This window comes from Flavobacteriales bacterium (assembly GCA_021739695.1).
In the GTDB taxonomy this organism is placed as follows: domain Bacteria; phylum Bacteroidota; class Bacteroidia; order UBA10329; family UBA10329; genus UBA10329.
This window is the reverse complement of the sequence record JAIPBM010000001.1, coordinates 132,538-158,620: the sequence shown is the minus strand read 5'-3', so window position 1 is coordinate 158,620 and position 26,083 is coordinate 132,538. Positions and strand designations below refer to the sequence as shown.

Annotated in this window: 24 protein-coding genes; 10 read left to right on the top strand and 14 right to left on the bottom strand. The window is 46.1% G+C overall.

Translation table 11 applies throughout. The annotated features are described in order from the left end of the window. Positions 1-4: 4 nt before the first annotated feature. The 4 genes from K9J17_00670 to K9J17_00655 all read left to right on the top strand — a co-directional run bounded on the left by K9J17_00670 (position 5) and on the right by K9J17_00655 (position 5,396). Positions 5-3,505 (top strand): PKD domain-containing protein, encoded by a 3,501-nt coding sequence (locus tag K9J17_00670; protein MCF8275218.1) that lies wholly within the window; start codon positions 5-7, stop codon positions 3,503-3,505. Positions 3,506-3,507: 2 nt separating this feature from the next. Further along, a complete protein-coding gene (locus K9J17_00665; GenBank protein ID MCF8275217.1) occupies positions 3,508-4,113 on the top strand; it encodes a NifU family protein in 606 nt (201 codons plus the stop codon). A gap of 71 nt (positions 4,114-4,184) precedes the next feature. After that, the gene (locus K9J17_00660) at positions 4,185-4,904 is read left to right on the top strand and encodes a redoxin domain-containing protein (protein MCF8275216.1); all 720 of its coding nucleotides are present in this window, start codon (positions 4,185-4,187) and stop codon (positions 4,902-4,904) included. An 18-nt stretch (positions 4,905-4,922) separates the two neighbouring features. Then, positions 4,923-5,396: a YkgJ family cysteine cluster protein gene (locus K9J17_00655; GenBank protein MCF8275215.1), complete on the top strand. Its 474-nt coding sequence runs from the start codon at positions 4,923-4,925 to the stop codon at positions 5,394-5,396. A 9-nt stretch (positions 5,397-5,405) separates the two neighbouring features. Here the strand turns inward: K9J17_00655 and K9J17_00650 are convergent, their stop codons facing one another. The 10 genes from K9J17_00650 to K9J17_00605 all read right to left on the bottom strand — a co-directional run bounded on the left by K9J17_00650 (position 5,406) and on the right by K9J17_00605 (position 18,528). Then, a complete protein-coding gene (locus K9J17_00650; protein ID MCF8275214.1) occupies positions 5,406-6,803 on the bottom strand; it encodes a serine/threonine-protein phosphatase in 1,398 nt (465 codons plus the stop codon). A 141-nt stretch (positions 6,804-6,944) separates the two neighbouring features. After that, on the bottom strand, positions 6,945-8,213 hold the full coding sequence (gene odhB, locus K9J17_00645; protein ID MCF8275213.1) for a 2-oxoglutarate dehydrogenase complex dihydrolipoyllysine-residue succinyltransferase: 1,269 nt from the start codon (positions 8,211-8,213) through the stop codon (positions 6,945-6,947). A gap of 20 nt (positions 8,214-8,233) precedes the next feature. Continuing rightward, positions 8,234-10,969, bottom strand: coding sequence for a 2-oxoglutarate dehydrogenase E1 component (locus K9J17_00640; protein ID MCF8275212.1), 2,736 nt, complete (start codon positions 10,967-10,969; stop codon positions 8,234-8,236). A gap of 198 nt (positions 10,970-11,167) precedes the next feature. Then, positions 11,168-12,379, bottom strand: a complete 1,212-nt coding sequence (locus K9J17_00635) for a hypothetical protein (protein MCF8275211.1) — start codon at positions 12,377-12,379, stop codon at positions 11,168-11,170. Beyond that, positions 12,376-12,828 carry a hypothetical protein gene (locus K9J17_00630; GenBank protein MCF8275210.1) on the bottom strand — a complete coding sequence of 151 codons (453 nt, stop codon included), beginning with the start codon at positions 12,826-12,828 and terminating at the stop codon, positions 12,376-12,378. The genes K9J17_00635 and K9J17_00630 overlap by 4 nt, the downstream gene beginning before the upstream one ends. Positions 12,829-12,908: 80 nt before the next feature. Continuing rightward, positions 12,909-13,289: a hypothetical protein gene (locus K9J17_00625; GenBank protein MCF8275209.1), complete on the bottom strand. Its 381-nt coding sequence runs from the start codon at positions 13,287-13,289 to the stop codon at positions 12,909-12,911. 45 nt (positions 13,290-13,334) lie between these two features. After that, positions 13,335-14,303, bottom strand: coding sequence for a polyprenyl synthetase family protein (locus K9J17_00620; protein MCF8275208.1), 969 nt, complete (start codon positions 14,301-14,303; stop codon positions 13,335-13,337). Further along, on the bottom strand, positions 14,304-15,269 hold the full coding sequence (locus K9J17_00615) for an NAD-dependent epimerase/dehydratase family protein (protein MCF8275207.1): 966 nt from the start codon (positions 15,267-15,269) through the stop codon (positions 14,304-14,306). A 2-nt stretch (positions 15,270-15,271) separates the two neighbouring features. Further along, on the bottom strand, positions 15,272-16,132 hold the full coding sequence (rfbA, locus tag K9J17_00610) for a glucose-1-phosphate thymidylyltransferase RfbA (GenBank protein MCF8275206.1): 861 nt from the start codon (positions 16,130-16,132) through the stop codon (positions 15,272-15,274). Next, positions 16,129-18,528 (bottom strand): MMPL family transporter, encoded by a 2,400-nt coding sequence (locus K9J17_00605; protein ID MCF8275205.1) that lies wholly within the window; start codon positions 18,526-18,528, stop codon positions 16,129-16,131. Before K9J17_00605 ends, rfbA begins: the two co-directional genes overlap by 4 nt. Before the next feature lie 156 nt (positions 18,529-18,684). On the opposite strand from K9J17_00605, the gene K9J17_00600 reads away from it, so the two are divergent. Then, a complete protein-coding gene (locus tag K9J17_00600) occupies positions 18,685-19,734 on the top strand; it encodes a fatty acid desaturase (GenBank protein ID MCF8275204.1) in 1,050 nt (349 codons plus the stop codon). Then, positions 19,734-20,195 carry a hypothetical protein gene (locus K9J17_00595; protein MCF8275203.1) on the top strand — a complete coding sequence of 154 codons (462 nt, stop codon included), beginning with the start codon at positions 19,734-19,736 and terminating at the stop codon, positions 20,193-20,195. Before K9J17_00600 ends, K9J17_00595 begins: the two co-directional genes overlap by 1 nt. Here K9J17_00595 and K9J17_00590 read toward each other — a convergent pair. Then, on the bottom strand, positions 20,192-20,716 hold the full coding sequence (locus K9J17_00590; protein ID MCF8275202.1) for a GNAT family N-acetyltransferase: 525 nt from the start codon (positions 20,714-20,716) through the stop codon (positions 20,192-20,194). The two genes, K9J17_00595 and K9J17_00590, sit on opposite strands and share 4 nt — an antisense overlap. Before the next feature lie 68 nt (positions 20,717-20,784). Here K9J17_00590 and K9J17_00585 point away from each other — a divergent pair, with 68 nt between their 5' ends. Further along, positions 20,785-20,943 carry a hypothetical protein gene (locus K9J17_00585; protein MCF8275201.1) on the top strand — a complete coding sequence of 53 codons (159 nt, stop codon included), beginning with the start codon at positions 20,785-20,787 and terminating at the stop codon, positions 20,941-20,943. Here K9J17_00585 and K9J17_00580 read toward each other — a convergent pair. Next, a complete protein-coding gene (locus tag K9J17_00580) occupies positions 20,940-21,506 on the bottom strand; it encodes a DUF1287 domain-containing protein (protein ID MCF8275200.1) in 567 nt (188 codons plus the stop codon). The two genes, K9J17_00585 and K9J17_00580, sit on opposite strands and share 4 nt — an antisense overlap. A 27-nt stretch (positions 21,507-21,533) precedes the next feature. On the opposite strand from K9J17_00580, the gene K9J17_00575 reads away from it, so the two are divergent. Together K9J17_00575 and K9J17_00570 are read left to right on the top strand one after the other, a co-directional pair. Beyond that, positions 21,534-22,442, top strand: coding sequence for an alpha/beta hydrolase (locus K9J17_00575; protein ID MCF8275199.1), 909 nt, complete (start codon positions 21,534-21,536; stop codon positions 22,440-22,442). Next, positions 22,442-23,035, top strand: coding sequence for a 4'-phosphopantetheinyl transferase superfamily protein (locus K9J17_00570; protein ID MCF8275198.1), 594 nt, complete (start codon positions 22,442-22,444; stop codon positions 23,033-23,035). The genes K9J17_00575 and K9J17_00570 overlap by 1 nt, the downstream gene beginning before the upstream one ends. 37 nt (positions 23,036-23,072) lie before the next feature. Here the strand turns inward: K9J17_00570 and cysQ are convergent, their stop codons facing one another. Then, the gene (gene cysQ / locus K9J17_00565; protein ID MCF8275197.1) at positions 23,073-23,867 is read right to left on the bottom strand and encodes a 3'(2'),5'-bisphosphate nucleotidase CysQ; all 795 of its coding nucleotides are present in this window, start codon (positions 23,865-23,867) and stop codon (positions 23,073-23,075) included. A gap of 357 nt (positions 23,868-24,224) precedes the next feature. Here cysQ and K9J17_00560 point away from each other — a divergent pair, with 357 nt between their 5' ends. Then, positions 24,225-25,154 carry an isoaspartyl peptidase/L-asparaginase gene (locus K9J17_00560; GenBank protein MCF8275196.1) on the top strand — a complete coding sequence of 310 codons (930 nt, stop codon included), beginning with the start codon at positions 24,225-24,227 and terminating at the stop codon, positions 25,152-25,154. A gap of 3 nt (positions 25,155-25,157) precedes the next feature. Here K9J17_00560 and K9J17_00555 read toward each other — a convergent pair whose 3' ends face one another. Then, complete coding sequence (locus tag K9J17_00555) at positions 25,158-26,021, bottom strand: cyanophycinase (protein ID MCF8275195.1); 864 nt, start codon at positions 26,019-26,021, stop codon at positions 25,158-25,160. Positions 26,022-26,083: the final 62 nt, after the last annotated feature.

The following is a 26,083-nucleotide window of genomic DNA, read 5'->3' as shown; positions in this document are numbered from 1 at the left end:
GCTCGTGAGAAACAAGTGCTTCACATATCCGATAATTGGGCTCATTGTAGCCTTTCTAGGCATCAATGCAAACCTGTTTGCTCAAGAGTGCGGTATCATTTACGTGGCTCCAAATGGCGCTACCAGCGGCACAACAGGCACGCGCGATAATCCGGCCGACTTTCAATACGCCTTCGGCCTGGTCAATCCAGCAAATAACCATATGCGGTTGGCGCATGGTGTTTACGAACTCACCGAGCCGCTCGAAATTCCATCGGATATTGTAATTGAAGGAGGTTTTGAAGCAGGCACTTGGTACAAGACCAATGCTGATTCCACCATTCTTCATCGCGATGCAAGCAACTACGATGCGGTGAATAAGGCACTCGTAGCAGTCCGCGCCATCAACCGATCCAATTTCAGATTTCAAGATGTAACCATTAAAGTGGACGATGCTCCGGCCAATGGAGTCAGCATCTACGGCATGTACATAGCGGGCTGCTCCGATTATTACGTGTCTCGTTGTATTGTGATAACAGGAAATGGTTCGGATGGAATTCCCGGACAAACAGGTCAACAGGGATTGCCCGGAGCAAACGGAGCGAATGGCGAAACAGGCGAGGATGAAGGTTCATGTTGCAGAGCTGGTGGCGCTGGCGCTTCTGGATCTTTCCCGGGCAGTAATGCCGGAGGAAACGGAGGCAATGGAGGAGAATGGGGCGGTTTTGAGGTTCAGGAGGTTTGTGTGCCAATCGTAAACCTTTGTCAATGGATCATCACTCCAGATAGTGAGTTCACCAATCCAGGTGAAGATGGGCAAGATGGTCAGGGCTCTGGCTCTGGTCAAGGAGGCCAGCATGGTACAGGTCTGTGCGAACTTACTTACGCCAATTCAAATTGCGCGGTGGCTCCCTTGAATAATGGAGATGACGGCACGGATGGAATTGAGGGGATTGATGGCGGCCCTGGTATTCAAGGATACGCAAGTTATGGAGGCGGTTTTTATCTTCCAGGATTAGGAGAGACCGGAGACCCAGGCCAGACCAACGGAGCTGGTGGTGGCGGTGGCGGTGGCGGTGGCGCCAAAGGCTGCGAACCAGCAGCGCTTCAACCGTACTTTCCAAGCACTGGTTCGTCTCCGTACAACGGAGATACTGCCTATAATACCGCTGGTACTGGCGGAGGTGGAGGCGGAGGTGGCGAAGGCGGACAGAATGGCTTTGGCGGCCTTGGTGGCGAAGGTGGAGGCGGAGTTTTCTGCATTTTCACCTACAATAATGGAACAAACGGAGTGATTCAAGATAACCGATATCTTCCTGGATATGGTGGACAAGGTGGGCAAGGAGGCGCTGGTGGACCTGGCGGCCCAGGAGGAATCGGAGGTATTGGTGGATTTATTGGTGACAATGGTCCGAACAACAGCTGTAACAATGGCGAAGGCGGTGATGGTGGTGATGGTGGTGTTGGCGGTTTTGGTGGCCAAGGAGGAAAAGGTTCTGATGGAGCAAGGAAAGGACTTGAACAGATTGACGGTACTCTTGTGCTCGACCCCAACATTTACAATCCATGGGAGCCTGAGGTAAGGGTCGAGTATTTCGGATGTACCAATTCCAATGTGCGTGTAGAAACAGATGCAACGGGCGTCATCAACTGGATCTTTGGCTTCGGTGCCGAACCTCAGAACAGTACACTACAGGTAGATACGGTTCAGTACTCAGGACTTTTAGGTTCAAGAAACCTGACATTGATTGTTGATGGTGTACCGTATTTCTACGCCAATTATATCCTTGTTGAAGAGGATTTTGTTCCTCCAGTTATCGATGCCACGCGCACAACCATCTGCGTAGGAGAATCAACCGACCTAACCACAACCTTTATTGGAGACACTTACCAATGGACAATTCCTGGTGGCTCAATCACTTCTTCTGCCGATCAAAATCCAGGAACAGTTTCATTTGCCAATGCAGGAGATTACATCATAGAATTGATCACAACCAGCTGTTGCGGAACATCTAAGACCACAGATACCATTCATGTGCTCGATCAGGTGGTGGTTGATCTTGGAGAAGACCTCCGTGCCTGTTTCCTTGGCGACCTTCCAGTGCTAGATGGCAATGGAAATGATGGAGCAACCTATGCTTGGACCTTGAATGGATTTCCAACAGGACTTCCACAACAATATTTGGATGCAACCATTACAGGAACCTATGGTGTTCAGGTCAGTTACGGGCCAAATTGTTCAGGAACGGATGAAGTGGAGGTTGAAATTTATACGATCACGCCAGTTGATCTCGGACCAGATCAAGCTATCTGTCCGGGAAATCCATTACCGATCCTCAATGCAGGAATCGATAATGCAGATTACGCTTGGACTGTTGGCGGAAACCCAATTGGAACGAACGACATTGAATTGGAAGTAAATCTTCCGGGCACTTATGGTGTTTCTGTTATCGAAGAAGACGGATGTTCTGGCGAAGATGATGTGGTGGTTTTGGTGAGCGAACCAAGTGTTTTTCTCGGAGCCGACATTAACGTATGCGCGAATGAGGCTTATCCTATCCTAAACGCACTGAATCAAGGATCAACTTACGAATGGTTCCATAGTGGCAATTTGATTCCAGGCGAAACGGAGCAGACCTTGCAGACCACGCAGGGCGGTACTTATGATGTGGTGATCACCAATATTTATGGTTGTCAAGCCATGGATCAATTGGAGATAGATACATTCCCAGCACTGAATGCTGCTTTTTCAGGGCCCGCAAGCGCTACTGTAGGCAGTTCAGTATCATTCCAAGATCAGACCACGCCACCTCTGAACATATCAATGAACAATCCATGGACTTGGAACTTTGGGGATGGAACAGGATTGGTCAATCAGCAGAATCCAAGTCATGCCTTTATTGCTGTTGGCGTACGGCCAGTGTTCTTGATAGCTTCCAACGGAATCTGTTCGGATACGGCTTACGCTGAAGTTGACGTGAATTGGAACTGTCCACAAATTGGTCTTACTGCAGGATTCACAATGAATCCGAATCCAGTCGTGCTTTCCGGTGCAGGAACCGTGCAGGTGACCAACACTAGCCAAAACGCGGTTGAATACGTTTGGGATTTTGGCGATGGCACAGCCACATCTTCCGAGGATAGCCTAATTCATGCGTATACCAGTCCAGGAACCTACACAATCACCTTGACAGCCATCAATTATAATTGCACCACCACAACCACACAGTCAATAGTCGTGTTAGAATTCGGGGTAGGAATTAATGAGCTTGGCTTACGAGATCAGTTGTCTGTTTATCCAAACCCAAATACAGGATTGTTCACAGTAGAGTTGGAATTGGATTCGCCATCAGAAATTGCAGTGGAACTGAACAATGTCTTGGGTCAGCGGGTTTATCAGACAAACGTGGAATCACGCAGCTATTGGCGCAAGGAATTTGACCTGAGCTCGTATGTGAAAGGCGTTTATCTACTCAGGATATCTACAGATAGTGGCGTAATGCAACGAAAGGTGATCATAGACTAAACATGGAAAAAACCATCCCATACTCGCTTTACGCAGAAAGCACCCCTAACCCAACCACCATGAAATTCGTGGCCAATCGGGTCTTGCTCGAATCTGGTTTGGCCGAGTACACCAACATGGATGACGCAAAGGGAAGCCCGTTGGCAATGAAGCTCTTTGGGTTTCCTTTTGTAACAGGCGTTTTCATTCAGTACAATTTTATCACGGTCATGAAATCTGACATGATCAGTTGGCAAGACGTAGTGCTTGAGTTGAGAGAATTCATTCGCGATTATCTGAATGATGGCGGTGCGATTGTAACTGACTTTGTGGATTCAAACGTGTTAACTGATGCTGAAGTGGCAGCAACCACGGTTCATAGCACCCCAGCGAATGAATTGGAAGAACAGATCATTGCAATTCTTGATAGCGAAATTGCCCCTGCAGTTGCCCAAGACGGTGGTAACATCACGTTCAAAGGACTTGAAAATGGAGTGGTGAATGTAGTACTACGCGGATCATGCAGCGGTTGCCCATCTTCCACCGTAACGCTGAAGAATGGAATTGAAACCCTTCTCAAGAATCGACTTCCAGGAGAAATCCGTGAAGTGGTTGCAGTGAACGGTTAAGGTTTGTCGGACAGGCGATATTCTCGCAGCTTGTCATTGCCTAACTTGCTTTTCAATTAAGAAAACAGTTCATGAAAAGTATTCGAAGCAACATATTGCTGTTGTTATTAAGTATTGGCTCTATTGCACAGACGGCTCCTGATTTTACCATAAACGATATTGACGGGAACAGTCGTCACCTGTATGATGAGTTGGATGCGGGAAATATCGTTGTTCTGAAATTCTTTACTAACTGGTGCTCAGTTTGCAACAATACGGCAGATGAGGTCGTGGCAATCTATAATGAATATCAGACAAATGGTGATGCGGTTACTTTTTGGGCGCTTGATCGCGACCAGAACGAAACCAATGCAGATGCTACCACTTACAGAAACAACCACAGCATTCCGTTTCCTGTAATTGGTGAGGCATATTCGGTTGCACAGCAATATGGCGTTGTCTATCAACCCGAATATTATATCATCTCTCCAGACCGAACCTTTGTTCAGCAGATAGGCTATAGTTCGATGCAAACAGAAGTGGATGCTGCGTTGGAATCTGTCGCAGCCAGTGTTCAGGAAGATGAAGTTAAATTGGCAGCACTACAAGTTACAACAAATGGTCTTTCTTGGCAGGCACCTTCAAATTCTCGAGCGGTATTGACCATCAGTGATTTGAGTGGCCGAATTATCGTGTCGAGATTGGTTCAAGGTCAAGAACAAATTGACGTCACTCACTTACAAGGAATTTATGTTTATCAAATGCAGGATGAGCAAGGGCATCGATTCAGCGGTAAGGTTGTATTAAACTGAGAGGCATATTCTCACTGAATGGCTAAGAGATCGCGTTCGGAATTTGAACCATTGATGCTTCAATTAAAGCGCAAGAATCCGCGTCAATTGGATGATCTGTTCCATGAAGCACACAATAAGGCATTTTCGTGCATCGATTGCTTGCAATGTGCCAATTGCTGCACTACCACAGGACCACTTCTGACCGATAGGGACATTCATCGGGTTGCAAAACATCTTCGGATGAAGGAAGTGGATTTTGTAAGCCAATATGTGCGCGTTGATGAAGATGGTGATCAGGTTTTTAAGTCGATGCCCTGTCCATTCCTTGGCTCCGATAATTACTGCTCAATCTATGATAACAGACCCAAAGCTTGCAGAGATTATCCTCATACAGATAGAGTAAAGCAACATCAATTACTTGGTCTTCATTTGAAGAATGCATCCATCTGCCCAGCCGTAGAGCAAGTATTGAAGGAAGTTTCAAGCAAGGTTATGCCGACTAAAGTCTAGCTCTAAGAGTTAGAATTTTACTCCAAGAACGGTCACGTCATCCATTTGTGTCTCGTTTCCTTTCCAGTTAAAGAACGTGGAATTGATGGTTTCCCGTTGTTCTTTCATCGGCCTATCGGAACAACTGTCAATAAGGTTTATCAGGTTTTTTCGGTAAAACTTTTTGCCTTTCATTCCACCAAACTGATCCTGAAATCCATCTGAGAAAAGAAAGAGTTGATCGTTGGCGCTAAAAGTGTGTCGAGTGGTTTGGTATTCTTTGGCCGAATCAAAACCAAAACCGCCAATTGAAAACTTGTTTCCTCGAATCTCTAATAATTCTCCATTTCGTAAGAACAGCGCCATGCTTTGCGCACCAGCAAATTCAATGATGTTGTTCCGATGGTCTATCATGCAGAGCGAAAGGTCCATTCCGTCATTAACCGCCAAGCCTTGTTCATCATCTTTAAGCAGTTTACCTATGGATTTGTCCATGTTTTGAAGCACTTCGCTTGGCGATACAATGCGCTGCTGTATAATGGCGCTATTAAGCAGATTGTTTCCGATCATCGACATCATTGCTCCAGGAACTCCGTGTCCTGTACAGTCAACCACGGCAAGATGCGAGATTCCATCCCGATGGTGAAACCAATAGAAGTCGCCACTTACAATATCCTTCGGTAGATGAATGACAAAGAATTGCTCAAACTGAGCGGCAATGTCTTCTAGTTTGGGAAGAATAGCGCTCTGTATCCGATGCGCATAACTAATGCTGTCTGTCAGATCTTTATTGATCAGACGCAATTCATTAGTTCGTGTCTCCACTTTCATTTCCAATTCGTGGTGCGCCTGTTTCAGAGCATTTTCCGCCCTTATAATGGACATTTTGCCATCAAGTTGATCGGTAATTTCTAGCGAAACGAACATGCCAAGCATACCAGCCAAAGGAATGTAACCTAGCCTAAGCATAAAATCACTCAGCTCAATCGTACTGTTTCCATCTAGTATGAAAACGCACATGTACAGCAACAGGTAGATGAAAGTGGTAATAACCGTCTGTTGCAGCGTATATCTGAATGCGATTGATACCAGTGAGATGTACCAAATGAGATAATAGGGCGAATCCATGTATCCTGTAGCCACAATGAGCAATGTGGCCAGCGCACCGTCACTCACGGTGGTGAAGTAGATGCTACGCAGGACTTTGAATTTCTTGTAAGGCTGGAAAACCAATGTAATGAGGGCATAGACATTAGCTATTGCCAAAACGCCATATGCTAATGGATCGTTGGTGTACGTATGATCCATGAACCACACGAACACAACTGTGTTCAGCGCAAACAGGAGCACACGTAAAATGGACACCCGTTTTTCGGAGGTGAACATTTTTTCCTCTAAGGCTTTCTCTAATAGATGTTTTTCGATCAACGGTGCGTTTCAGTTTGGCGCTTTGCAAGCTGCTACTGACTTACGCGAAACACGTAGCTTAGGTTCTGCTATCTGATTCTTTTTTACAAGAAAGCCACAACCTGTGGCTAGGTTGTGGCTTTTCAGTAAAAATTTAGATGTCTAGAGACCCAAAAGCACCTCTTCTCCGGTTTTACCACCAAACAACATAGTTGCAGGGTTTTCGAGCATGTTTTTCACTTTTACCAAGAAAGAAACAGACTCTTTTCCGTCAATAATTCGATGATCGTAGCTCAAAGCGAGATACATCATAGGTCGAGCAACAATTTCTCCATTTTCTACCACAGCACGGTCAACAATATTGTGCATTCCAAGGATGGCGCTCTGTGGAGGGTTGATGATCGGTGTGCTCATCATTGAACCGAAAACACCACCATTTGTGATGGTGAATGTTCCTCCGGTCATGTCTTCCACGCTGATCTTTCCGTCCCTTGCTTTGATGGCTAATCGTTTGATCTCTGCCTCAATTTCGGCCAAACTCATTTGCTCCGCATTGCGAACCACAGGAACCATAAGTCCTTTAGGAGAACTTACGGCAATGCCTATGTCGCAGTAATCGTGATAGATGATCTCTTGACCATCAATCATCGCATTCACTGCAGGGAAATGATACAGTGCTTCGGTAACGGCTTTTGTGAAGAAGCTCATGAAACCAAGATTCACACCGTGAGAATCGGCAAACTTGCCTTTGTATTTGTCTCTCAGGTCCATGATCGGTTTCATGTTCACCTCATTGAAGGTAGTGAGCATGGCCGTTTCGTTCTTTACAGAAACCAAGCGCTCGGCCACTTTCCTGCGGAGCATGCTCATTTTCTCAGGTCGTTGTTCTCGTCCGCCTGACCAGCTTTTTCCAGCATCGCCCAACGAAAATCCTGAAGACATGGCCGAAAGGACATCTTGCTTGGTAATGCGACCGTCTTTGCCAGATGCTTTCACCTGGTTGCTTGAAATGCCGTTTTCAGCCATCATTTTCTTGGCTGCTGGAGATGGCGTTCCACTTGCATAGGAATCAGTGTTCTTCGCAGCAGGAGCGGCAGCAGGTTTGGCTGTTTCAGCAACTGGAGCAGCTACAGCTGCCGCTGGAGCAGCCTCTTTTTTCTCTGCTTTTGGGGCACTTCCCTCTGGAGCTTTAGCATCCGTATCAATGGTGCAGATCACACCGCCAACATTCACGGCATCGCCTTCGGCAACTTTCCAAATGATGGTGCCCGCCTGCTCCGCTGGAATGGCCAATGTGGCCTTATCAGAATCTACTTCGCATATCTCCTCATCAAGAAATACGTAATCGCCATCTTGCTTCAATAAAGTGGCAATTTCTACTTCGGTTATCGACTCTCCCGGACTTGGTACTTTGATCTCTACAATCGGCATGCTTTTATCGTATTATGTGGTTAAGCGGTCACCGCAATATCGGCAAACGCTTGATTCATCAATTTTGCTTGTTCTGCTCTATGGCGTTGGCCAGATCCTGTGGCCGGAGCGCCTGAAGATGGGCGCGAAACGAGTTCAAGATTCACTTGGCGTAGTTTACGCAGTAAGTGAGCCCAAGCACCCATGTTTGCAGGTTCTTCTTGTACCCAAACCCATTTGGCGTTGCTGTATTTCTCCTGAAGTTTGGCAATTTGCTTGCGTGGCAATGGATCCAATTGTTCTAAACGAACGATGGCCACTTCTTCTGCATTCAGTTCTTCTTTCTTCTCAAGCAGATCGTAATATACTTTTCCGCTGCAAAGCAGTACGCGAGTCACTTTCTTGGCATCAGCAGTTACATCATCTATCACTTCTTGGAAACCGCCAGTGGCCAGTTCTTTCAGCGATGAAACGCAACGTGGATGACGAAGTAGACTCTTCGGTGTGAAAACCACTAACGGTTTGCGGAATTCGCGCTTCATCTGTCGTCTCAGCACGTGGAAGAAGTTGGCAGGCGTAGAGCAGTTTACGATTTGCATGTTATCGTCTGCACAAAGCATAAGGAAACGTTCCATACGTGCGCTGCTGTGCTCCGCTCCCATGCCTTCGTATCCGTGCGGAAGAAGCATGACGATTCCGTTCATTCCTTTCCATTTCTCCTCAGCAGAAGAAATGAACTGGTCGATGATGATCTGCGCTCCATTGTTGAAATCTCCGAACTGCGCTTCCCAAATCGGTAGGCAATTAGGGCATCCGAAAGCGTAACCGTAATCAAACCCGAGTACGGCATATTCCGAAAGGAACGAGTTGAAAATGTTGAATTCGCCTTGGCCTTCGCCTAGGTGATCGAGCGGAACGTATTCTTGTCCAGACTCTTCAACGATAAGCACAGCATGGCGGTGAGAAAATGTTCCGCGTTCCACATCTTGACCTGAAATACGCACTTCGTGACCTTCTTTTAGCAGCGAACCATAGGCAAGCAATTCAGCCATTCCCCAATCCAACTTGTCCGTTTCAAAAACCATGTCTTCACGGTCTTTCAGGATCTTCTGCATTTTTCGGAAAACCTTGATCTCTTTCGGAACAGTTGTCAGCACTCTGGAAATCTCCTTCAGCGTATTTTCATTTACGCCTGTTTCAATGGAAAACTCAAAATCTTCCTTCTTGGCAAAGCGATAACCTTTCCAAGTGTCTTCCAAAAATTGGGTGACTGTGGCTTTCTGAATTTCTTTTGCCTCTATCAAACGTTCTTGAAGCATATCGCTGAAATCCTGCTCCATACTCTTGACCAGATCGGCACCAACCAACCCCGAAGAGGTGAGTTTTTGCGCGTAAATCGTCAGTGGATTCTCATGTTTGGCAATGATGTCGTACAGTTTCGGTTGCGTGAATCGTGGTTCATCACCTTCGTTGTGACCGTATTTTCGGTAGCAAAGCAGATCCACAAACACATCTCCTTTGAAATGCTGACGGAATTTCATGGCCATACGCATGGTGTGCGAAACAGCTTCAGCATCGTCTCCATTCACGTGGAAAACCGGTGAATGTGTCACTTTGGCCACATCGGTGCAATAGATACTTGAACGGCCATCGGTGTAGTTGGTGGTAAAACCAACTTGGTTGTTGATGACAATATGGATTGTTCCGCCTGTTTTATAGCCATCCAATTTGGCCATTTGCACCACTTCGTAAACAACGCCTTGACCAGCTATTGCCGCATCGCCATGAATAAGAATTGAACACAGTTTGCTGTTATCGCCCTTGAATTTACGGTCGATCTTAGCGCGAGAAATTCCTTCTACAACAGGACCAACAGCTTCAAGATGTGATGGGTTTGGGCAAAGATTCATCTTCACATCCTTGCCATTATCGCAGGTCATGAACGAAGTGTAGCCCATGTGGTACTTCACGTCTCCTTCAATGTCTGCATCTTCGTAATCTTTCCCTTCAAATTCGGAGAAGATCTCTTTGTAGGTCTTATTCAGAATGTTGGCCAGCACGTTCAAACGTCCACGGTGCGCCATTCCTATCACAAATTCCTCAATTCCAAGATCGGCACCTTCCTCAACCACCATATCCAAGGCAGGAATCAGCGATTCTGCACCTTCTAACGAAAAGCGTTTTTGTCCCGTGAATTTCTTTCCAAGAAACTCTTCGAAAAGCACAGCTTGGCTCAATTTCTTCAGCACCTGCTTTTTCTCTTCCAACGAGAAATTAGGTTGATTTCGGTTCGATTCCAACATTTTCTGCATCCACTCAACCACTTCGGGCCTTCGCATATACATGTATTCTACCCCAATGCTTTGGCAATAGGTAGCATCCAAATGTTCGATGATCTGGCGCAACGTGGCCGGACCGATTCCGATCATTGTCCCCGCGCGGAACGTGGTTTCAAGATCGGCATCGCGAAGCTCAAAATTCTCTTTGGCCAGCGTTGGAGCATATTTTCTTCGTTCGCGAACTGGATTTGTTCGGGTAAACAAGTGACCGTTCTTTCGATAACCATCAATAAGGTTGATCACATCGAACTCCTTCTTCACATTGGCCGGAATACCAAAAGACGCATCGTCTTGGTCATAAAGCTGTTCCGCAAAGTCGAAACCAGCAAAAAATTGCTGCCAATCTGTGCTTACAGATGATGGTTCGGATTTGTAAGATTGATAGAGATGTTCTACTGCAGAGACATCCATGTTAGAGAGGTAAGAGAACTTATCCATTTGTTCGGGGACGGTACCTATTCTGAAAGTTTGCGCAAAGATAAGATTATCGCTTCGGGTTAAGCACAGGTTACCAACAGCTTAACAGCATTTTCATGGGAGTTGTTTTCCCGAATAAAAATGACGGATGACCACCTTTTGTAATTCCCCGCCCAATCACACGCATATGTGTTGCAATCGCCTATTTTGAACTGGTAATCAAATTTCATCTACCGTGAAATGAAACAGCGGTTGGAGTATTGGCAGTTCATGCCATGGTATTGGTTTAGAATAGATTGTGATACCTAGTTCGTTTGACTTAAGTTCCAAAGTATCAGAAACGGTAGAGTACTGATAATGGAATATCCTCATCTGCCCATCATAATCGGTCAATATCAGGGTGTTGCTGCTTTGGGAAGCTTCCAAGCGATAATCCTCCATTGAGTCATCCTGATATTGAAAAATCAGGTAGCTGGAACGATGAACGAAAAACCGTTTCATGTTTGGCAAATTAGTATTGTCAGAATCTGATTCGATTTTGACAATTTCATAAGCTCCATGCAAGCCGTCCACAATTTGATTTGCATTATGAGAATGCCCGTTTTCGATATGAGGATAAATCGATTCGAAAGAGATAAGGATCAGCACAGTGGTTTTTATCGCATAGCGAACCTTTCTTGATTTAACGATATCAATACCTGAGAAGCTGAACAAAACAGCCGCCTTTTTCAGAATAAGAAACCGAGCCAGAGATTTAAAATGAGGTATAAGCAATATGAAACACTGGAGTAACAGAAATGACGAGAACAGCTTTACCGAAATATCGAAACAGAGATTGACGAAAACTACATGAGTAAGGACACCAAGTAGAATAATAATTCCCAAGATTCTAGTTCTCCTGAACCATAACATGAGAGATGGTACAACTTCCATCATTCCCATGAAAAGACTGTAGGAATATGATGTTCCCATTACGCTCCAAAACGCAATGTCCCTATCGAGCATTCCTAATGGGGTGTACAACGTGTTTGGCTCGGGGATGTAGAATTGAATACCAAAAATCTTGTCAAAACCGTACTTCAACATTATAACGGATAGATAGTAGGTCAAGATAATCTGGATTGCCCCGAACATTCGTTGAAGCTGCTTTTCCTCGAACGTGAAAAATGAGAGAACGGTTGTCGCGATGACAGCTAAAATCAATAGCATTAGAAACAACCAGTACAGCGCAGCGGAATCCGAGGAGATCTCAGGATTGGTCACATCAAGAATTTCAAAATGCCGTGAGGCAAAAAGAATTAAGTCTTGAAAAATGTATCGGGTCAGTTCTGTTTGAAACCGAAAAGTGCTGAAGGAAAATGGAATAAAGAGTACTCCGAAAAGCGCGAAAAACAGCAGTGATCGGTGTGCCGTAGTTCCAATATGATTCATTCCTTAAACCCGATAAATACAACCTCCTCAATTGGGTTTCTGAACAAGATTGGGTAACGATGCTGATCTATAGCCTTTATAATGCTTAGAGGTTTTTTTCTTGTAAACACCGTATCGTTAACTATGGTGTCAATCATAGATTCGAATTCTAATTCCACTAAATCCGTATAGTCAGGTTCTTTTTCTTTGGTAAAATAATCCATTGATGCCCTAAACCGTAGCAAAGTAGTAGTATCATTTACCGCGACAACTGTATCAAGGAGGGTTATTCGGTATGGCATGGGGCCTAAGCCAAAGTTCGAATCGTTTATTTCGAACAAATTATGGTGATAAGCCTTTGCGAATGAATGATTTGACCCACTATGACTTTTGTGGGCAATCACTTTGGTCTGAGCATGGCTCAACGTACAGATAATAACTAATATAAGGATAGAAATGGGGGTTTTCATGAGTGAGGATTTGGTGTAAGACAGACGTCTCTCCCAATGGTTTAATTTGAGCGCAAATCAATGGAACAGGGAACGAAAATTCAAGGTAGTTGTTTTCCCGAATAAAAATGGCGGATGACTACCTTTTGCAACTCGCGTTTGAGAATGAGGTCGGTGAGTTCGTGAATGGCATCAATGTTCTCATCATCGCCAAACAGAATGCGCTTCACTTTATTCTCGTTCAGGTCGATGCTATAAATGAGGTTCCAAAAAGTCTCGGTCTGATGTTCGAGCATGTAATCGATGACTGGAGCCAGTTGGGATGATAGTTCTTGGTAAGCCGTATCGCCCGAACCAGAAAACGCCACATCAAATCCGTTCAATCGGAAATCCTTGTTTATTTGAGCCACCACTTCTTGTAGCAAGGCTACGCTTCGTTCGTAGCGGTCAAAATCGGATGTGGAGAGCGGGAGATTATCCATTTGGTCTCTGAGACCTAGTAGGTTTTCAAAACCTAGTAGGTCTTTTCACGATTCGCGGTGCATGAGTTTTTCGGAAAATGCGCGAAGGATTGCAATCCATTCATCGTCACCTTTCACCTTATCCAAACTCGAAATTCCTTTGTTGTAATAATCCCACATGCGCTCTTCGGCAAGCTTTCGAATTCCGAGCCGATCGTAGATATCCGTTATCGCACTCACTTTTTCCAAATCAGAATCACTTTCAATCCAATTTGTGAGTGAATTGGATTCTTTTCCTTCAGCCAATTCCATGGCTTTCAACAGAAGAAAGGTCTTTTTGCTTGAGATGATATCGCCTCCTTTCTGCTTGCCTACTTTGTGGCTTTCTCCATATACATCCAGCATATCATCCTGCAATTGGAAAGCAATTCCAGCATTCAACCCGAAATCATAAAGGAGTTGCGCCTGTTCAGCATTTGCACCACCAATGATGGCTCCGATCTTCAGGCTTGCCCCTAGCAGCACAGCCGTTTTCAGACTGATCATATGCAAGTAATCATCGATTGAGACATTTTCGTGAGTCTCAAAATCCATGTCCAGCTGTTGTCCTTCACAGATTTCGAGAGCCGTTCTGTTGAATTCAGTGAGAATATCTGCCAGCACTTCTGGCCGCGTTTGCATCAGTTCCTGATAGGCTATGATGAATGTGGCATCTCCCGCTAATATCGCCACATGGTTATTCCACTTTTCATGCACGGTTTTTTTGCCTCTGCGCAGCGGGGCATTATCCATGATGTCGTCATGCAGTAGGGTGAAATTGTGGAACAATTCGATGCCGATGGCAGGGTGAATGGCTTCTTCTACTGAACGGCTGAAAATTCGGCATCCAAGCAAAACCAGCAGCGGACGCATTCGTTTTCCTCCGTTGGCAAGCGTATAAGAAATAGGTTCGTAAAGCGACTTGGGTTCAGAGGGGAATTCCAACGCATCCAAGGCTGTGTCAAACAGCTTCTGTAAACCTTTAATTCCGTCCATTTATTTGATCAGCGAAATGAACTGACCTTGCTGGATAACGTGTTTCAGACCTTCTTCAAATGGGGTCACGTCCCGTTTTAGAAGTTCTTGCATTTTGCTTGTGTCAGGCAATCTGCGTGTCATATCGCCTTCTTCCAAAGCAGGAAGGTGAATAACCTTCGATTCTGAACCGGTAACACGGATGACCACTTTGGCCAGTTCAAGAATCGGCATCTCCACGTTTCCACCGATGTTGACCACATCATTCACATACAGATCGTTGTAAAATGCAGACACACAGGCATCAATATTATCATTGATGTAGCAGAAAGTTCTGGTCTGCGAACCATCTCCGTAAATCGTAATGTCTTGATTTTGAAGAGCCAAAGACAGAAATCTTGAGATCACGAATTCCTTGCTCTGTTTTGGTCCATAGGTGTTGAAGAATCGGAAAATGGTGTATTCCAATCCATACTCTCGCTGATACGATTTAAGGTATGCTTCACCCACATTCTTTACAATCGCGTACGGCAATCGTGAGTTCAATGGAGTGGTTTCCTCATTCTGTGGAAACTCAACAGGTTCGCCATAAACTTCCGATGAACTGGAGTAATACACGCGTTTTACGCCTGTGTTTTTACTCAAAGAAAGAATGTTGTTGATACCAGTGATATCGTTCAAAACCATCACTGGGTTTTGCAAGGTGCGTTTCACCCCAACAACGGCTGCGTAATGGAATACGTAATCGAAAGTATAGGCATAGAACACGCTCGAAATGTCTTTGAAATCGTTCACATCGCACTTGATGAAACGGATGTTGTTGTGGTCCGATTCTGGAATTTTTTTGATTGAACCTGTCAGCAAACTGTCAACGATCACCACATAATTGTCTGGGTTCTGCGATAGCTTTTCGGCCATGGCACTACCAACGAAACCGGCACCACCGGTCACCAGGATCTTATTCTTTATCTGTGCTGGATACTTCATGTTTATTTCAGCAGTTTCATAAGGTATTCTCCGTAGCCGCTTTTCACCAACGGTTCGGCTATTTTTCTCAATTGATCGGCAGTGATGAATTTTTGGCGATATGCTATTTCTTCGATGCAGCCGATGGCCAATCCTTGTCTTTCCTCTATCGTTTGCACGTACTGGCCTGCTTGCATCAAAGAGGCAAATGTGCCGGTATCCAACCAAGCTGTTCCGCGTCCCAAAAGACCGACCTTCAGTTTTCCTTCCTTCAGGTAATACTTGTTGATGTCGGTAATTTCATACTCACCTCTTGCACTTGGCTTCAGGTTCTTGGCCACTTCAACCACCGTATTGTCGTAGAAATAAAGCCCTGGAACCGCATAGTTCGATTTTGGCTGAGTCGGTTTTTCCTCGATAGAAATGGCGTTCATTTCGGCATCGAACTCAACCACACCGTATCTTTCAGGGTCGCTTACGTGATAGGCGTAAACCACACCACCTTCGGGATCATTGTTCGATTTCAGAAGCTGCTCCAATCCGTGACCGTAGAAAATATTGTCGCCCAAAACCAGCGCCACCTTATCGTCTCCAATGAATTCTTCGCCTAGCACAAATGCCTGCGCCAGTCCGTTCGGAATTTCCTGAACCTTATAAGAGAATTTACAGCCTATCTGTTCTCCAGTTCCGAACAAACGCTCAAAATGTGGAAGATCGTGAGGCGTGCTGATGATGAGAATTTCCCGGATACCAGCTAGCATCAACACACTCAACGGATAATACACCATCGGCTTGTTGTACACAGGCATCAACTGCTTGCTCACGGCAAGTGTAAGTGGATGCAGCCTCGTGCCGGAGCCACCGGCCAGAATAATACCTTTCATGCAGGATGATTTTTAACGTCTAGTGTTTTTGGGACTGAATCTTCGTCAGTCGGACCAATCGGATTTTGGTCTGCGTTTTTAAAGTCTTTGGTCGTTAATGAACGCTCTAATGTAAGTAATAGGGACGGTAGCAAGATCAAATTGGAGAACATTGCCACTAACAGCGTGATTGAAACCAACATCCCTAGCGCTTTGGTTCCACCAAATGTGCTCATGTTGAAGATCGAGAATCCGAAGAACAGCACGATGGAAGTGTAAGCCATGCTCAATCCGACCTCGTGAAGTGCTAGAATCACACTTCGTTTTATCTTCCAATTGTTCACTTCCAATTCCTGTCGGTATTTGGCCAAGAAATGGATGGTATCATCAACCGAAATACCGAAGGCAATGCTGAATACAAGAATGGTAGAAGGCTTGATGGTGATCTCCAAAAATCCCATCAACGCACCGGTGATGATCAGCGGAATGATGTTGGGAATAAGTGAAACAACCACCATTTTCCACGATTTGAACATGTATGCCATCAGCAGCGCAATGAGCACAACAGCAATTCCTAAGCTGATAAACAGGTTTTTTACCAGGTAATCTGTTCCACGCAGGTAAACAACGGAGGTTCCTGTAAGTACGGTTCGATACTTTTCCGGGTCAAAAATGCTATCCACTCTTGGTCGGATTTCTGCCAACAGTCGGTCCATTTCATCTGTTCCTACGTCCTTCATCTGAAAACTCACACGCGTAACCTGTTTGGCGCTATCAATGAAACTGGCCAGCAGGTCGTTACCACTCACGTTTCCGCCATTGTTATCTGCATACGATAGGATGAAACTGCGCTCACTTCCATTTGGTAAACTGTATTTAGAGGGCATTCCTCCGTAATAGGCCTGCTTAAGTGATTTCACCACTTCGGCCATACTTACCGCACGCGAAAATTGTGGATAGGCAGAAATGACATCCTGCATCTCGTCAATTCGCTTCAGTGTAGCTGGAGAAAGCGCCTTGTCTGGTTTAAGCGCATCTATTTCCACTTCAAACGGCATAACGCCATTGAAGTGTTTTTCAAAAAATGCGAGATCTGTAAGTACTGGGCTGTCTTTCGGAAAATCATCCACAATATTTCCGTTGGATGTGATGAGCGTGATGCCGTAAATACCAATTGTCACAACTGTTCCGAAAAACCAGTAAACACGTGTTCGATAGGAGAGAACGATCTCTACCACTTTTGAGATGAAGGTTTGAGAATACTTGCGGTCGAGATGTTTTACGTGACGCGCTTTCGGTTCTTTCAAAAAGCTGAACACGATTGGAACTATCAGTAGAGAAAGAACAAAAATGAGCATGATGGAAATGGATGCAACCACTCCGAATTCGCGCATTACAGAGCTTTCTACTACTGTGAAAGTGGCGAAGCCTGCGGCCGTGGTAGCATTCGTTAAAAGCGTGGCTTTGCCCACCTTTTGCACCACGCGCGAAAGCCCTTTGATCTTGTTGCCGTGCAAGCGGTATTCTGTATGATACTTGTTCAGCAGGAAGATGCAGTTCGCCACACCGATCACAATGATGAGGGGAGGCACGAGGCCAGTAAGGATTGATAGTTGGAAACCGAAGACTGACACCAATCCGATGGACCAAATGGCACCGATTCCAACCACCAACATGGCCACCATCACCACTTTGAACGAGCGGAAAAAGATGAACATGATAAGTGCTGTTACCAATGCTGCGTAAAGGATGAACAGCAGCATCTCGCTGGCCACTATTTTGGCCAACAGACTGCGGATGTACGGCATGCCCGAATAGCGCAGATTCGTGCCCAGCGCCTTTTCATATTTCTTTCCTGCTTTTACGACCTTGTCCGTAAGTGCCACACGCTTCTTGCTGTCCAGCACCTTGGCGTTCATGGTTATCGCCATCACCGAAATGTGCGATTCCTCATTCCACATCAACTTGTCGTAGAATTTAAGCTTGATGATCTCCGCCTTGATGGAATCCAGTTCGGACTGCGTGCTCGGTTTCCCTTCACTCAGCAGTTTAAAATCGAACCTTTTCAAACTGTCATTCCTAACCAAATGATAACATCTGGCTGCGGATATCACCTGGTCAATTCCCTCCAATTGGCGGATTTCTTCACCCAGATCATACCAGGCATCATAAATATCTTTTCTGAAAAGCTGCTCTTGTTCAATACCGATAATGAGCACATCGCCATCCTCTCCGAACTTCTGTTTGAAGGCTTTGTAATTGATCAAGGTGCTATCTGTGGCAGGCAGCAGCGCAGCAAAATCGTAGCGGATCTTCACGGAAGTGGCCATGTAGCCCATCACTACCGTGATCAGTCCTATCGCTACCAAAAAAGCAACACGGTTTCTAAGAATGATGCGAGCAATGGTCTGCCACATGGTCAATGCTGAAAGTCAGCGAATTGCTTGTTTTTAACGGGCTGCGAAGCTAAGAAAATCGCGTAGCCAAACCAATTGGCTTGTGTCTGCCCAGAGACCGAACTGACGAGCAATAACCAAAGGCGCAGCTGCATTTCGTTAATTTCGCCTCGCAAATTGAGACACGTAGCCGAAATACCTTTTACTGATCCGGTGTTTGTTCCGAAGGAAACAAGCAGTTTCACTCGGTTCATGATGAAATTCATCCGCGATGAGCGCGACATTGTTTTCATCCATCTCATCATCAAGATCCTGTTGGTGATCATACCGATTGCCGCCTACCTCTACATTCCGGGCAGATTCAGTTGGTGGATCGCACCTATTTATCTGGGAATCAATTGGGCGTTTTTCACACCACCTTACATTCTCATGCTGCATTGCACCAGTCACCGACCGCTTTTTAAGCGCGATTATGACTGGATGAACAAGATCATTCCATGGTTTCTAGGACCGTTTTTCGGAGAAACGCCCGAAACCTATTTCGGGCATCACATGGGCATGCACCATCCTGAGAATAACCTGCGCGAAGACCTGAGCAGCACCATCGAGTATCAGCGCGATAGCTTTGGCGATTTCATGAAGTATTTCCTACGCTTCTTCACCTTGGGAATGGTGGATCTGACCAATTATTTCACGCGGAAAAAACGATTCAAGTTGCGCAAGAACACCGTTCTAGGCGAGTTGGCCTGGTATCTTTTTGTAATCGGAATGAGCTTTTTTAACTGGCAGGCTACTCTGGTAGTGTTCATCATTCCGTTCGTTTTTACTCGCTTCGCGATGATGGCCGGAAACTGGGGACAGCACGCTTTTGTAGATGCTGATGCGCCCGCCAATTGCTATCGCAACAGCATTACCTGCATCGAGGTTGCCTACAACAAGCAGTGTTTTAACGATGGTTACCACATCATCCATCACATCAAACCCGCCATGCACTACACGGATATGGCCAAGGAATTCCGCGATAACTTGGACTCTTACGTGAAGGAAAAAGCCATTGTGTTCGAAGGCATCGACTTCTTTATGGTCTGGTTTTTTGCCATGACACACAATTACAAAGCACTCGCCAAACACTTCGTGCGCTTGGATGATTCCTTCAAATCGGATGAAGAAGTGATTGCGTTCCTTAAAACCAGATTGAAAAGGCTGCCTGAGGAAAAGTTGGTTTGATGGTGCAACTAACAATTACCCGCAAGCAGCGAATCAAAATGTTCGTTTACGAATATTATCTCGGTGTAAGCAAGTGGCTTGGATTAGTACGCTTTATTGGTGGCCCAGTTTATTTTGTAATAGGACTCAAAATCTATGATTTCGCCACTGATAGACTCGAAATTGCTTTTGGAGGTTTTTTAGTCGTATTATCCGTTTACTATTTTTTCAAACCTGTTTGGTGGGTAGTTGTTTTTTGGAAGAACTTCAAAACCATCGACTTCCAATTGGAATTGGGAGAAAACCAACTGATGATTGAGGAAGACGGTGCCTTCACAAAAATAGATTATGGGAAGTTTGATAAAATTTGCAGAAGGCCTGAGTATTTCGTTTTGAGCCTTGGTAAGAGGAGTAAGGTGTATCTTCCAGTTAAAAGCCTTTCAGACCAGGCGATTGAAACCCTTCAGGCAAAATGCGTCTAAAGAGAGGAGAGGTTCAACTCAAAATAAAGACACTCCACCCCATACCAAACGCCTGTTCCTTTCTGCTTCAGGCCGATCTTCTTGATCACCGCTTGTGAAGCCAGATTTTCGGGGTCAACGATGGCGGCTATCTTCTCCAGTCCGACCGTTTCGAAACCGTGTTTGATGAGTGCCTTTCCTGCTTCGGTGGAATAGCCTTTGCTCCAGAATTTCTTCTTGATGCGGAAACCGACCTCCACTTCGCCATTATCGGGCAAATGCTTTAAGATGTACCAACCAATGAATTCATTCGTGTCTTTGAGATAGGTGGGCCAAAGCCCGAGGCCAGGATTTTCGGACATGTAAAGCAGCAATTCGGGTACGCGCTTCTCATAATGCTCGCGCGATTGTGGCGCACCTCCTGTCAGGTAGCGCATTACTTCGGGGTCGCTATCAAGATCCACAAAAAGTTCGAGGTCATCGGCTCTGAGTGGTCTTAGTCTAAGCCGTTCGGTTTCGAGAAATGTAGCTACTTGGTTCATCCTGCAAATATGAGGAATAGCCCAAATAGGGTATTGCTCACCGACCATTGGTCAGATACTTTTATTCCGTGCAAACAATTCCGCTTATTTCTTCCATCACCGAAAAGGAAACTCCGTGGTCTTTCCCAATTCTTGAATTCAAGAAGAAGAAAAAGAAAAGCTGCTGCGAGAAGTATAAGCGCAAAGGCACGCGTTGCGGTTCGTGTCCGCTGAAGGGCTGCGCCTAGTTTCCGTAGCGATAGTGCCCCGTTATTTCGAAGCGGAACAGGCAATCTTCCACCACTTGTCCAGAACCAATGTTGTGAACGATCAATGGCGTTTTGCCGAATAGGCTTGTCTGGTCAACCACTATCCCGATGTGTGTTAGCCCACCTCCCAAATTCCATGTAACGATGTCGCCTGGCAAGTAATCTTCAGGCTTTTTTGATTTCGGTAATGATGTTCCGTGACGCTCAAAGAACCGCATCAGATTGGGTACTCTACGATGATCAATGTTCCTGTCGGTCGATTTCAATCCCCAATTTTTCGGGTAAAGACTGAAATTGGCAGCCATGTCTTCGTGCACCAGCTGCTGAAGGTCGGTGCCCAGTTTGCGATAAGCACGGATAACCACATCGGTGCAAACGCCCTTATCGCTTGGAACATCCCCATTCGGATAACTGATTTTGAAGTAGCTTGGGTCGTAGATCACTTTCTGCTCGGTCAGTGCTGTGGCGGCTTTGGAAAGCGCCAGATTCTGTGCTTTTCCCACCAGAATCCAGAAGGAAAGGAGAGTAAGGAATGTTCTCATCTTGATGAATAACGTAGTATTGTAGTAATGAAACGACTGTTTTTGTCAATGGTCATTCTGACCGCAACCCTCAACGCCATGGCAACCATCGATATTGTAAATAAAGAAGTAAACGGCCTCACGTTCAAATGCCGCGTGGCTGGAAAACCAACAGATGAACCTGTGATATTGCTTCACGGCTGGCCCGAAACCTCGCATATGTGGACGGAGCTGATGGAGAAACTTTCTGCCGAAGGCTACTACTGCATTGCACCCGATCAGCGCGGTTTCAGTCCGCAGGCCAGACCAACGGACGTGAAGGCATATGAGATAGAAAAACTAGCGAGCGATGTGGTTGGAATTGCCGATGCATTCGGAATAAAGCGTTTCCAACTTATTGGTCACGATTGGGGCTCGGCCATTGGCTGGGCAGTGGTGGGGCTTTATCCCGAGCGGGTGAAAAGTTGGACGGCCATGTCTGTTCCGCATCTCAAGGCTTTCAGCGATGCTGTTCGTTTTGATAAGAAGCAAAAGAAAATGAGCCAGTACATGGCCTTTTTCCAATGGCGCGGCATTCCCGAATGGTTCTTGCTGAAGAAAGACAGGCAGAACCTGCGGAAAGTGTGGAAAAAGAGTTCGCCAGAGGAATTACAGGATTACTTGGATGTGATAGGGAATAAACCCGCCCTGAAAGCATCACTCGGTTACTATAGGGCCAATTACAAATTGCTTAAGAAGGGGGAGAAAGTAGACCAATACCTGGAGGTGAAAACTCCGACCCTGATGATCTGGGGTAATAAGGACATTGCCATCGGACCTGTTGGCGTGCAAGGCACCGCACAGTACATGAAAGGACCTTACGAATACCTGGAATTGGCCGCTGGGCATTGGCTCATGCAAGAGGCATTTGATGGATGCTACCAGCCCATTAAAATACATTTGGCCAAGTACAGATAGTGCCACTTATAGAGGAAATAGTGGTCGGAAGAAACCGACTGGGGCTTTGGAGAATTGACGGTTCTGAGAATCGATTTGAGAAGGATTTCCCCGAACTGTCAGCAGCACTTTCTGTAAGGCATCCGCGCACGCAGTTGCAGCGCTATGCTTCGCGATTGTTATTGGCCGAAATGCTGGGTGCCATGCCCAAGGTTTCCAAAGATGAGCACGGAAAACCACTGCTGCCCGATCTTCCCTTCGATGTTTCCATTTCGCACACCGAAGGTTATGCGGCCATCCTGCTAGGTAAAGGTAGATTGGGAGTGGATGTGCAGCACTACAAACCCAATGTGCTGAAAGTGCGCGACCGTTTTCTGGATGAGAATGAACTGCAAATGGCGCAAGACATCGAAACCACTACGCTCTTTTGGGCGGCCAAAGAGGCCATCTACAAATACAACGCCTTGCCTGCGTTGGATTTCCGCGACCCGATCACCATTCATTCCATTGAGGAAGAGTTTCTACCAAGCAGTTTCGTTTACGAAGACGTAAAAACGGAACTCAACTTGGGGTGGAAAAAACTGGATGGAGCTATGCTGGTTTGGACTGTCTGAAACCTGTTAGGTTTCCAAAACCTAGCTGGTTTTGTGTTTAAGGAGCTTTTACGATAAACCAAGGGTTTAGCAGGTTCTCCTTATTGTAGCGCAGTGGCGTTACTTCGTCCTGTTCGGTCACCACGCAGCCTGCATTACGGGCAATGGCATCGCCAGCACCCGTGTCCCATTCCATGGTTGGGGCAAAGCGAGGATACACATCGGCAGCGCCTTCGGCTACCAAACACAGTTTCAAAGAGCTTCCCATCGAAACCATTTCCACATCGCCATGCTCTTGCTTCATCTTTTCAAAGTACTCCAACGTTTCATCGCTCATGTGCGAACGGCTTCCTACCATCGAGAAAGTGGTTCTTCCAGTATCAATCGGCAGTTTATTTCCTTTGGATAGAAGGTCTTCCAGATCGGTGTGAGAAGCGTGAATCTTAGAATATTCGCTGATCTTGAAAGCGCCTTTTCCTTCTATTCCGAGGTACATTTCGTCCTTCACTGGAACGTAGATCACACCCGAAACAGGCACGCCATTCTCAATAAGAGCAATATTCACGGTGAACTCGCCATTGCGTTTGATGAACTCCTTGGTGCCATCCAACGGATCTACGAGCCAGAATTGGCTCCAAGCTTTGCGCTCATCATACGAAAGTGCTTTTCCTTCTTCGCTCAAAACAGGAATTCCGGTTCCATCCAAAAACTCCATGATCTTGTTGTGCGCTCTGCGGTCGGCTTCGGTCAGCGGACTTTTATCCTCTTTCACATCTACCGAAAACTCGGTTCCGTACACTTTCAGTATCTCCAATCCGCCTTCGTAGGCGCCTTTTATTGCTTGCTCCATCATGCCGCGAAAGTAAGATTTTGAAGGCCTTTCCCAACCCCTTCTTTCCAAGAGGACAGAACAATCGCCTACTAAATCCCTGAATCAGTAAACTTGTTTATTCTCGATTCAGATGATTTGCGAACAACGATTATCGATCAGCGAAATGCGATTGTCGCAATCAATAGGATTCATTTTTTGGGCAAGCCGAAATATGAAATTCTGAAAGCCAATCAATCCCTGTTCTTGAAGTAGCAGAAATCGTCAATCGCAGTTCGCTAATCGTTATTCGCTAATCAAATTTTTATGCGATTGCCTTGTCGAGGAAGAGAGCCGCCTCGGTCAAACTTTGCCCACTATCTTCGCCTCAAATTCAAGGAGATGCACAAGACAACATTGGTCATTCATGGTGGAGCAGGAACGCTGCTAAAAAGTGAGATGAGTGCGGAGAAGGAAGCTGCCTATCTGGAAGCATTAAAAGTGGCCTTGGAAGCAGGGAATGCCCTTCTTTCGAAAGGTGCTTCGGCCTTGGATGCCGTGGAACTGGCGGTGAAGATCATGGAAGACAGTCCGCTTTTCAACGCAGGGAAAGGTTCCGTTTTTACGGCTGATGGTCTGCACGAAATGGACGCATCCATCATGAGCGGAAAGGACCGGATGGCAGGTGCAGTCTGTGGCGTGACAAGCGTGAAAAACCCGGTTTCTCTGGCGCGTTTGGTGATGGAAAAATCGGAACATGTGCTCTTGTCGGGTGCAGGAGCTGAAGCCTTCGGTAAAGAGATGAATGTTGACTTTGAGCCAGCATCTTATTTTGACGAGGAATGGAGAAGAAAACAGTGGCTTTCTGTTCGTGGAACGGATGAAATTGCCTTGGATCACAACATTAATCCCGACCGAAAATTCGGAACAGTAGGCGCGGTGGCCTTGGATAAGGAAGGCAACCTCGCAGCAGCCACATCTACTGGCGGCATGACCAACAAAAAATACGGAAGGGTAGGAGACAGCCCGATCATCGGGGCTGGAACCTACGCAAACAATAATACTTGTGCTGTTTCGTGCACGGGTAGTGGCGAGTTCTTCATCCGTGGTGTGGTGGCGTACGAGGTTTCTGCCCTCATTGAATTCAAAGGAATTTCCTTGGTCGATGCTTGCGCGGAGGTCATCCGAAAACGTGTGTTGGAACTAGGTGGCGATGGCGGCCTCATTGCGCTCGATCAGCAAGGAAACCTGAGCATGGAATTCAACACGGCCGGCATGTATCGCGGTTACGTGAAGGAGGGTGAAGCGATGCAGCTCGCTATTTACAAGTAGGTTTTAGATAAACGACTGTCCCATCGGCAACACCTCGGTGCTGTGGTCCGACAGGCGGAACTTATCACCGTTCGATAGAAAATGGGTGGTCAGGTTGGTCATCGACATCAAGGTTCCTTCCTTCAAGATCGAATGGTTGTTGTGCTTCACGCTTCGCGGATCCATCAAAATGGCCATTCCTGAACCGATGACCGTGAAATGGTCTCCGTCTTCAATGATCACACCCGTGTTTTCAGCCAAGCCAATGCCCACGCACTGTGGATGAATGGCAACGGCCTCAGCCAAGCGTCCGAAACGACCCCTTCGCACAAAATGCGTATCAATGATCAACTCAGGAATGAAACCAAGGCCAGTCCGCATGTGAACGGCCCCTTTTACAAACGCTTCTGAAGCGCTCCCACCAGCTACCATGAATTCCGACATGGCCATAGCTCCAGCGCTGGTTCCAGCAATGACCAAGGTGTCGTTCCAATATCGCTCTTTGAGTAGCTGATGCAATTTGGTCTTTCTGATCCTCAAGGGCAACTTGGATTGATTTCCACCACTGAACATGACTACATCCGCTTCAGCAAAATCTTTCAGCAACGTTTCTTCGTTGCATTCTGCTTTTTCAACCATGTGATAATGAACCAGATTCTCGCAGCCTAGTCGCTTGAATCCGGCACGGTAAGCCTCACTCACTTCCTTCGGAATGCTAGAAGCAGAAGTGACCAGAACGACCTTAGACTGAGCTCCTTTCGCCTTATCAAGAACGTGTTTCAGAACGCCTTTCTTCTCAAATGGCAATGCTGGTGCCGTCTCTTCCCCCCTGTCTTCTCCTCCTCCTATCGGAACAAGAACCCCCCTTGGCTTCGAATGACTGCTCATTATGGTCGTTGAATTTTCAAGACTTCAATATTCCTCATTTAATTCGTCCGATCGACCCTTCT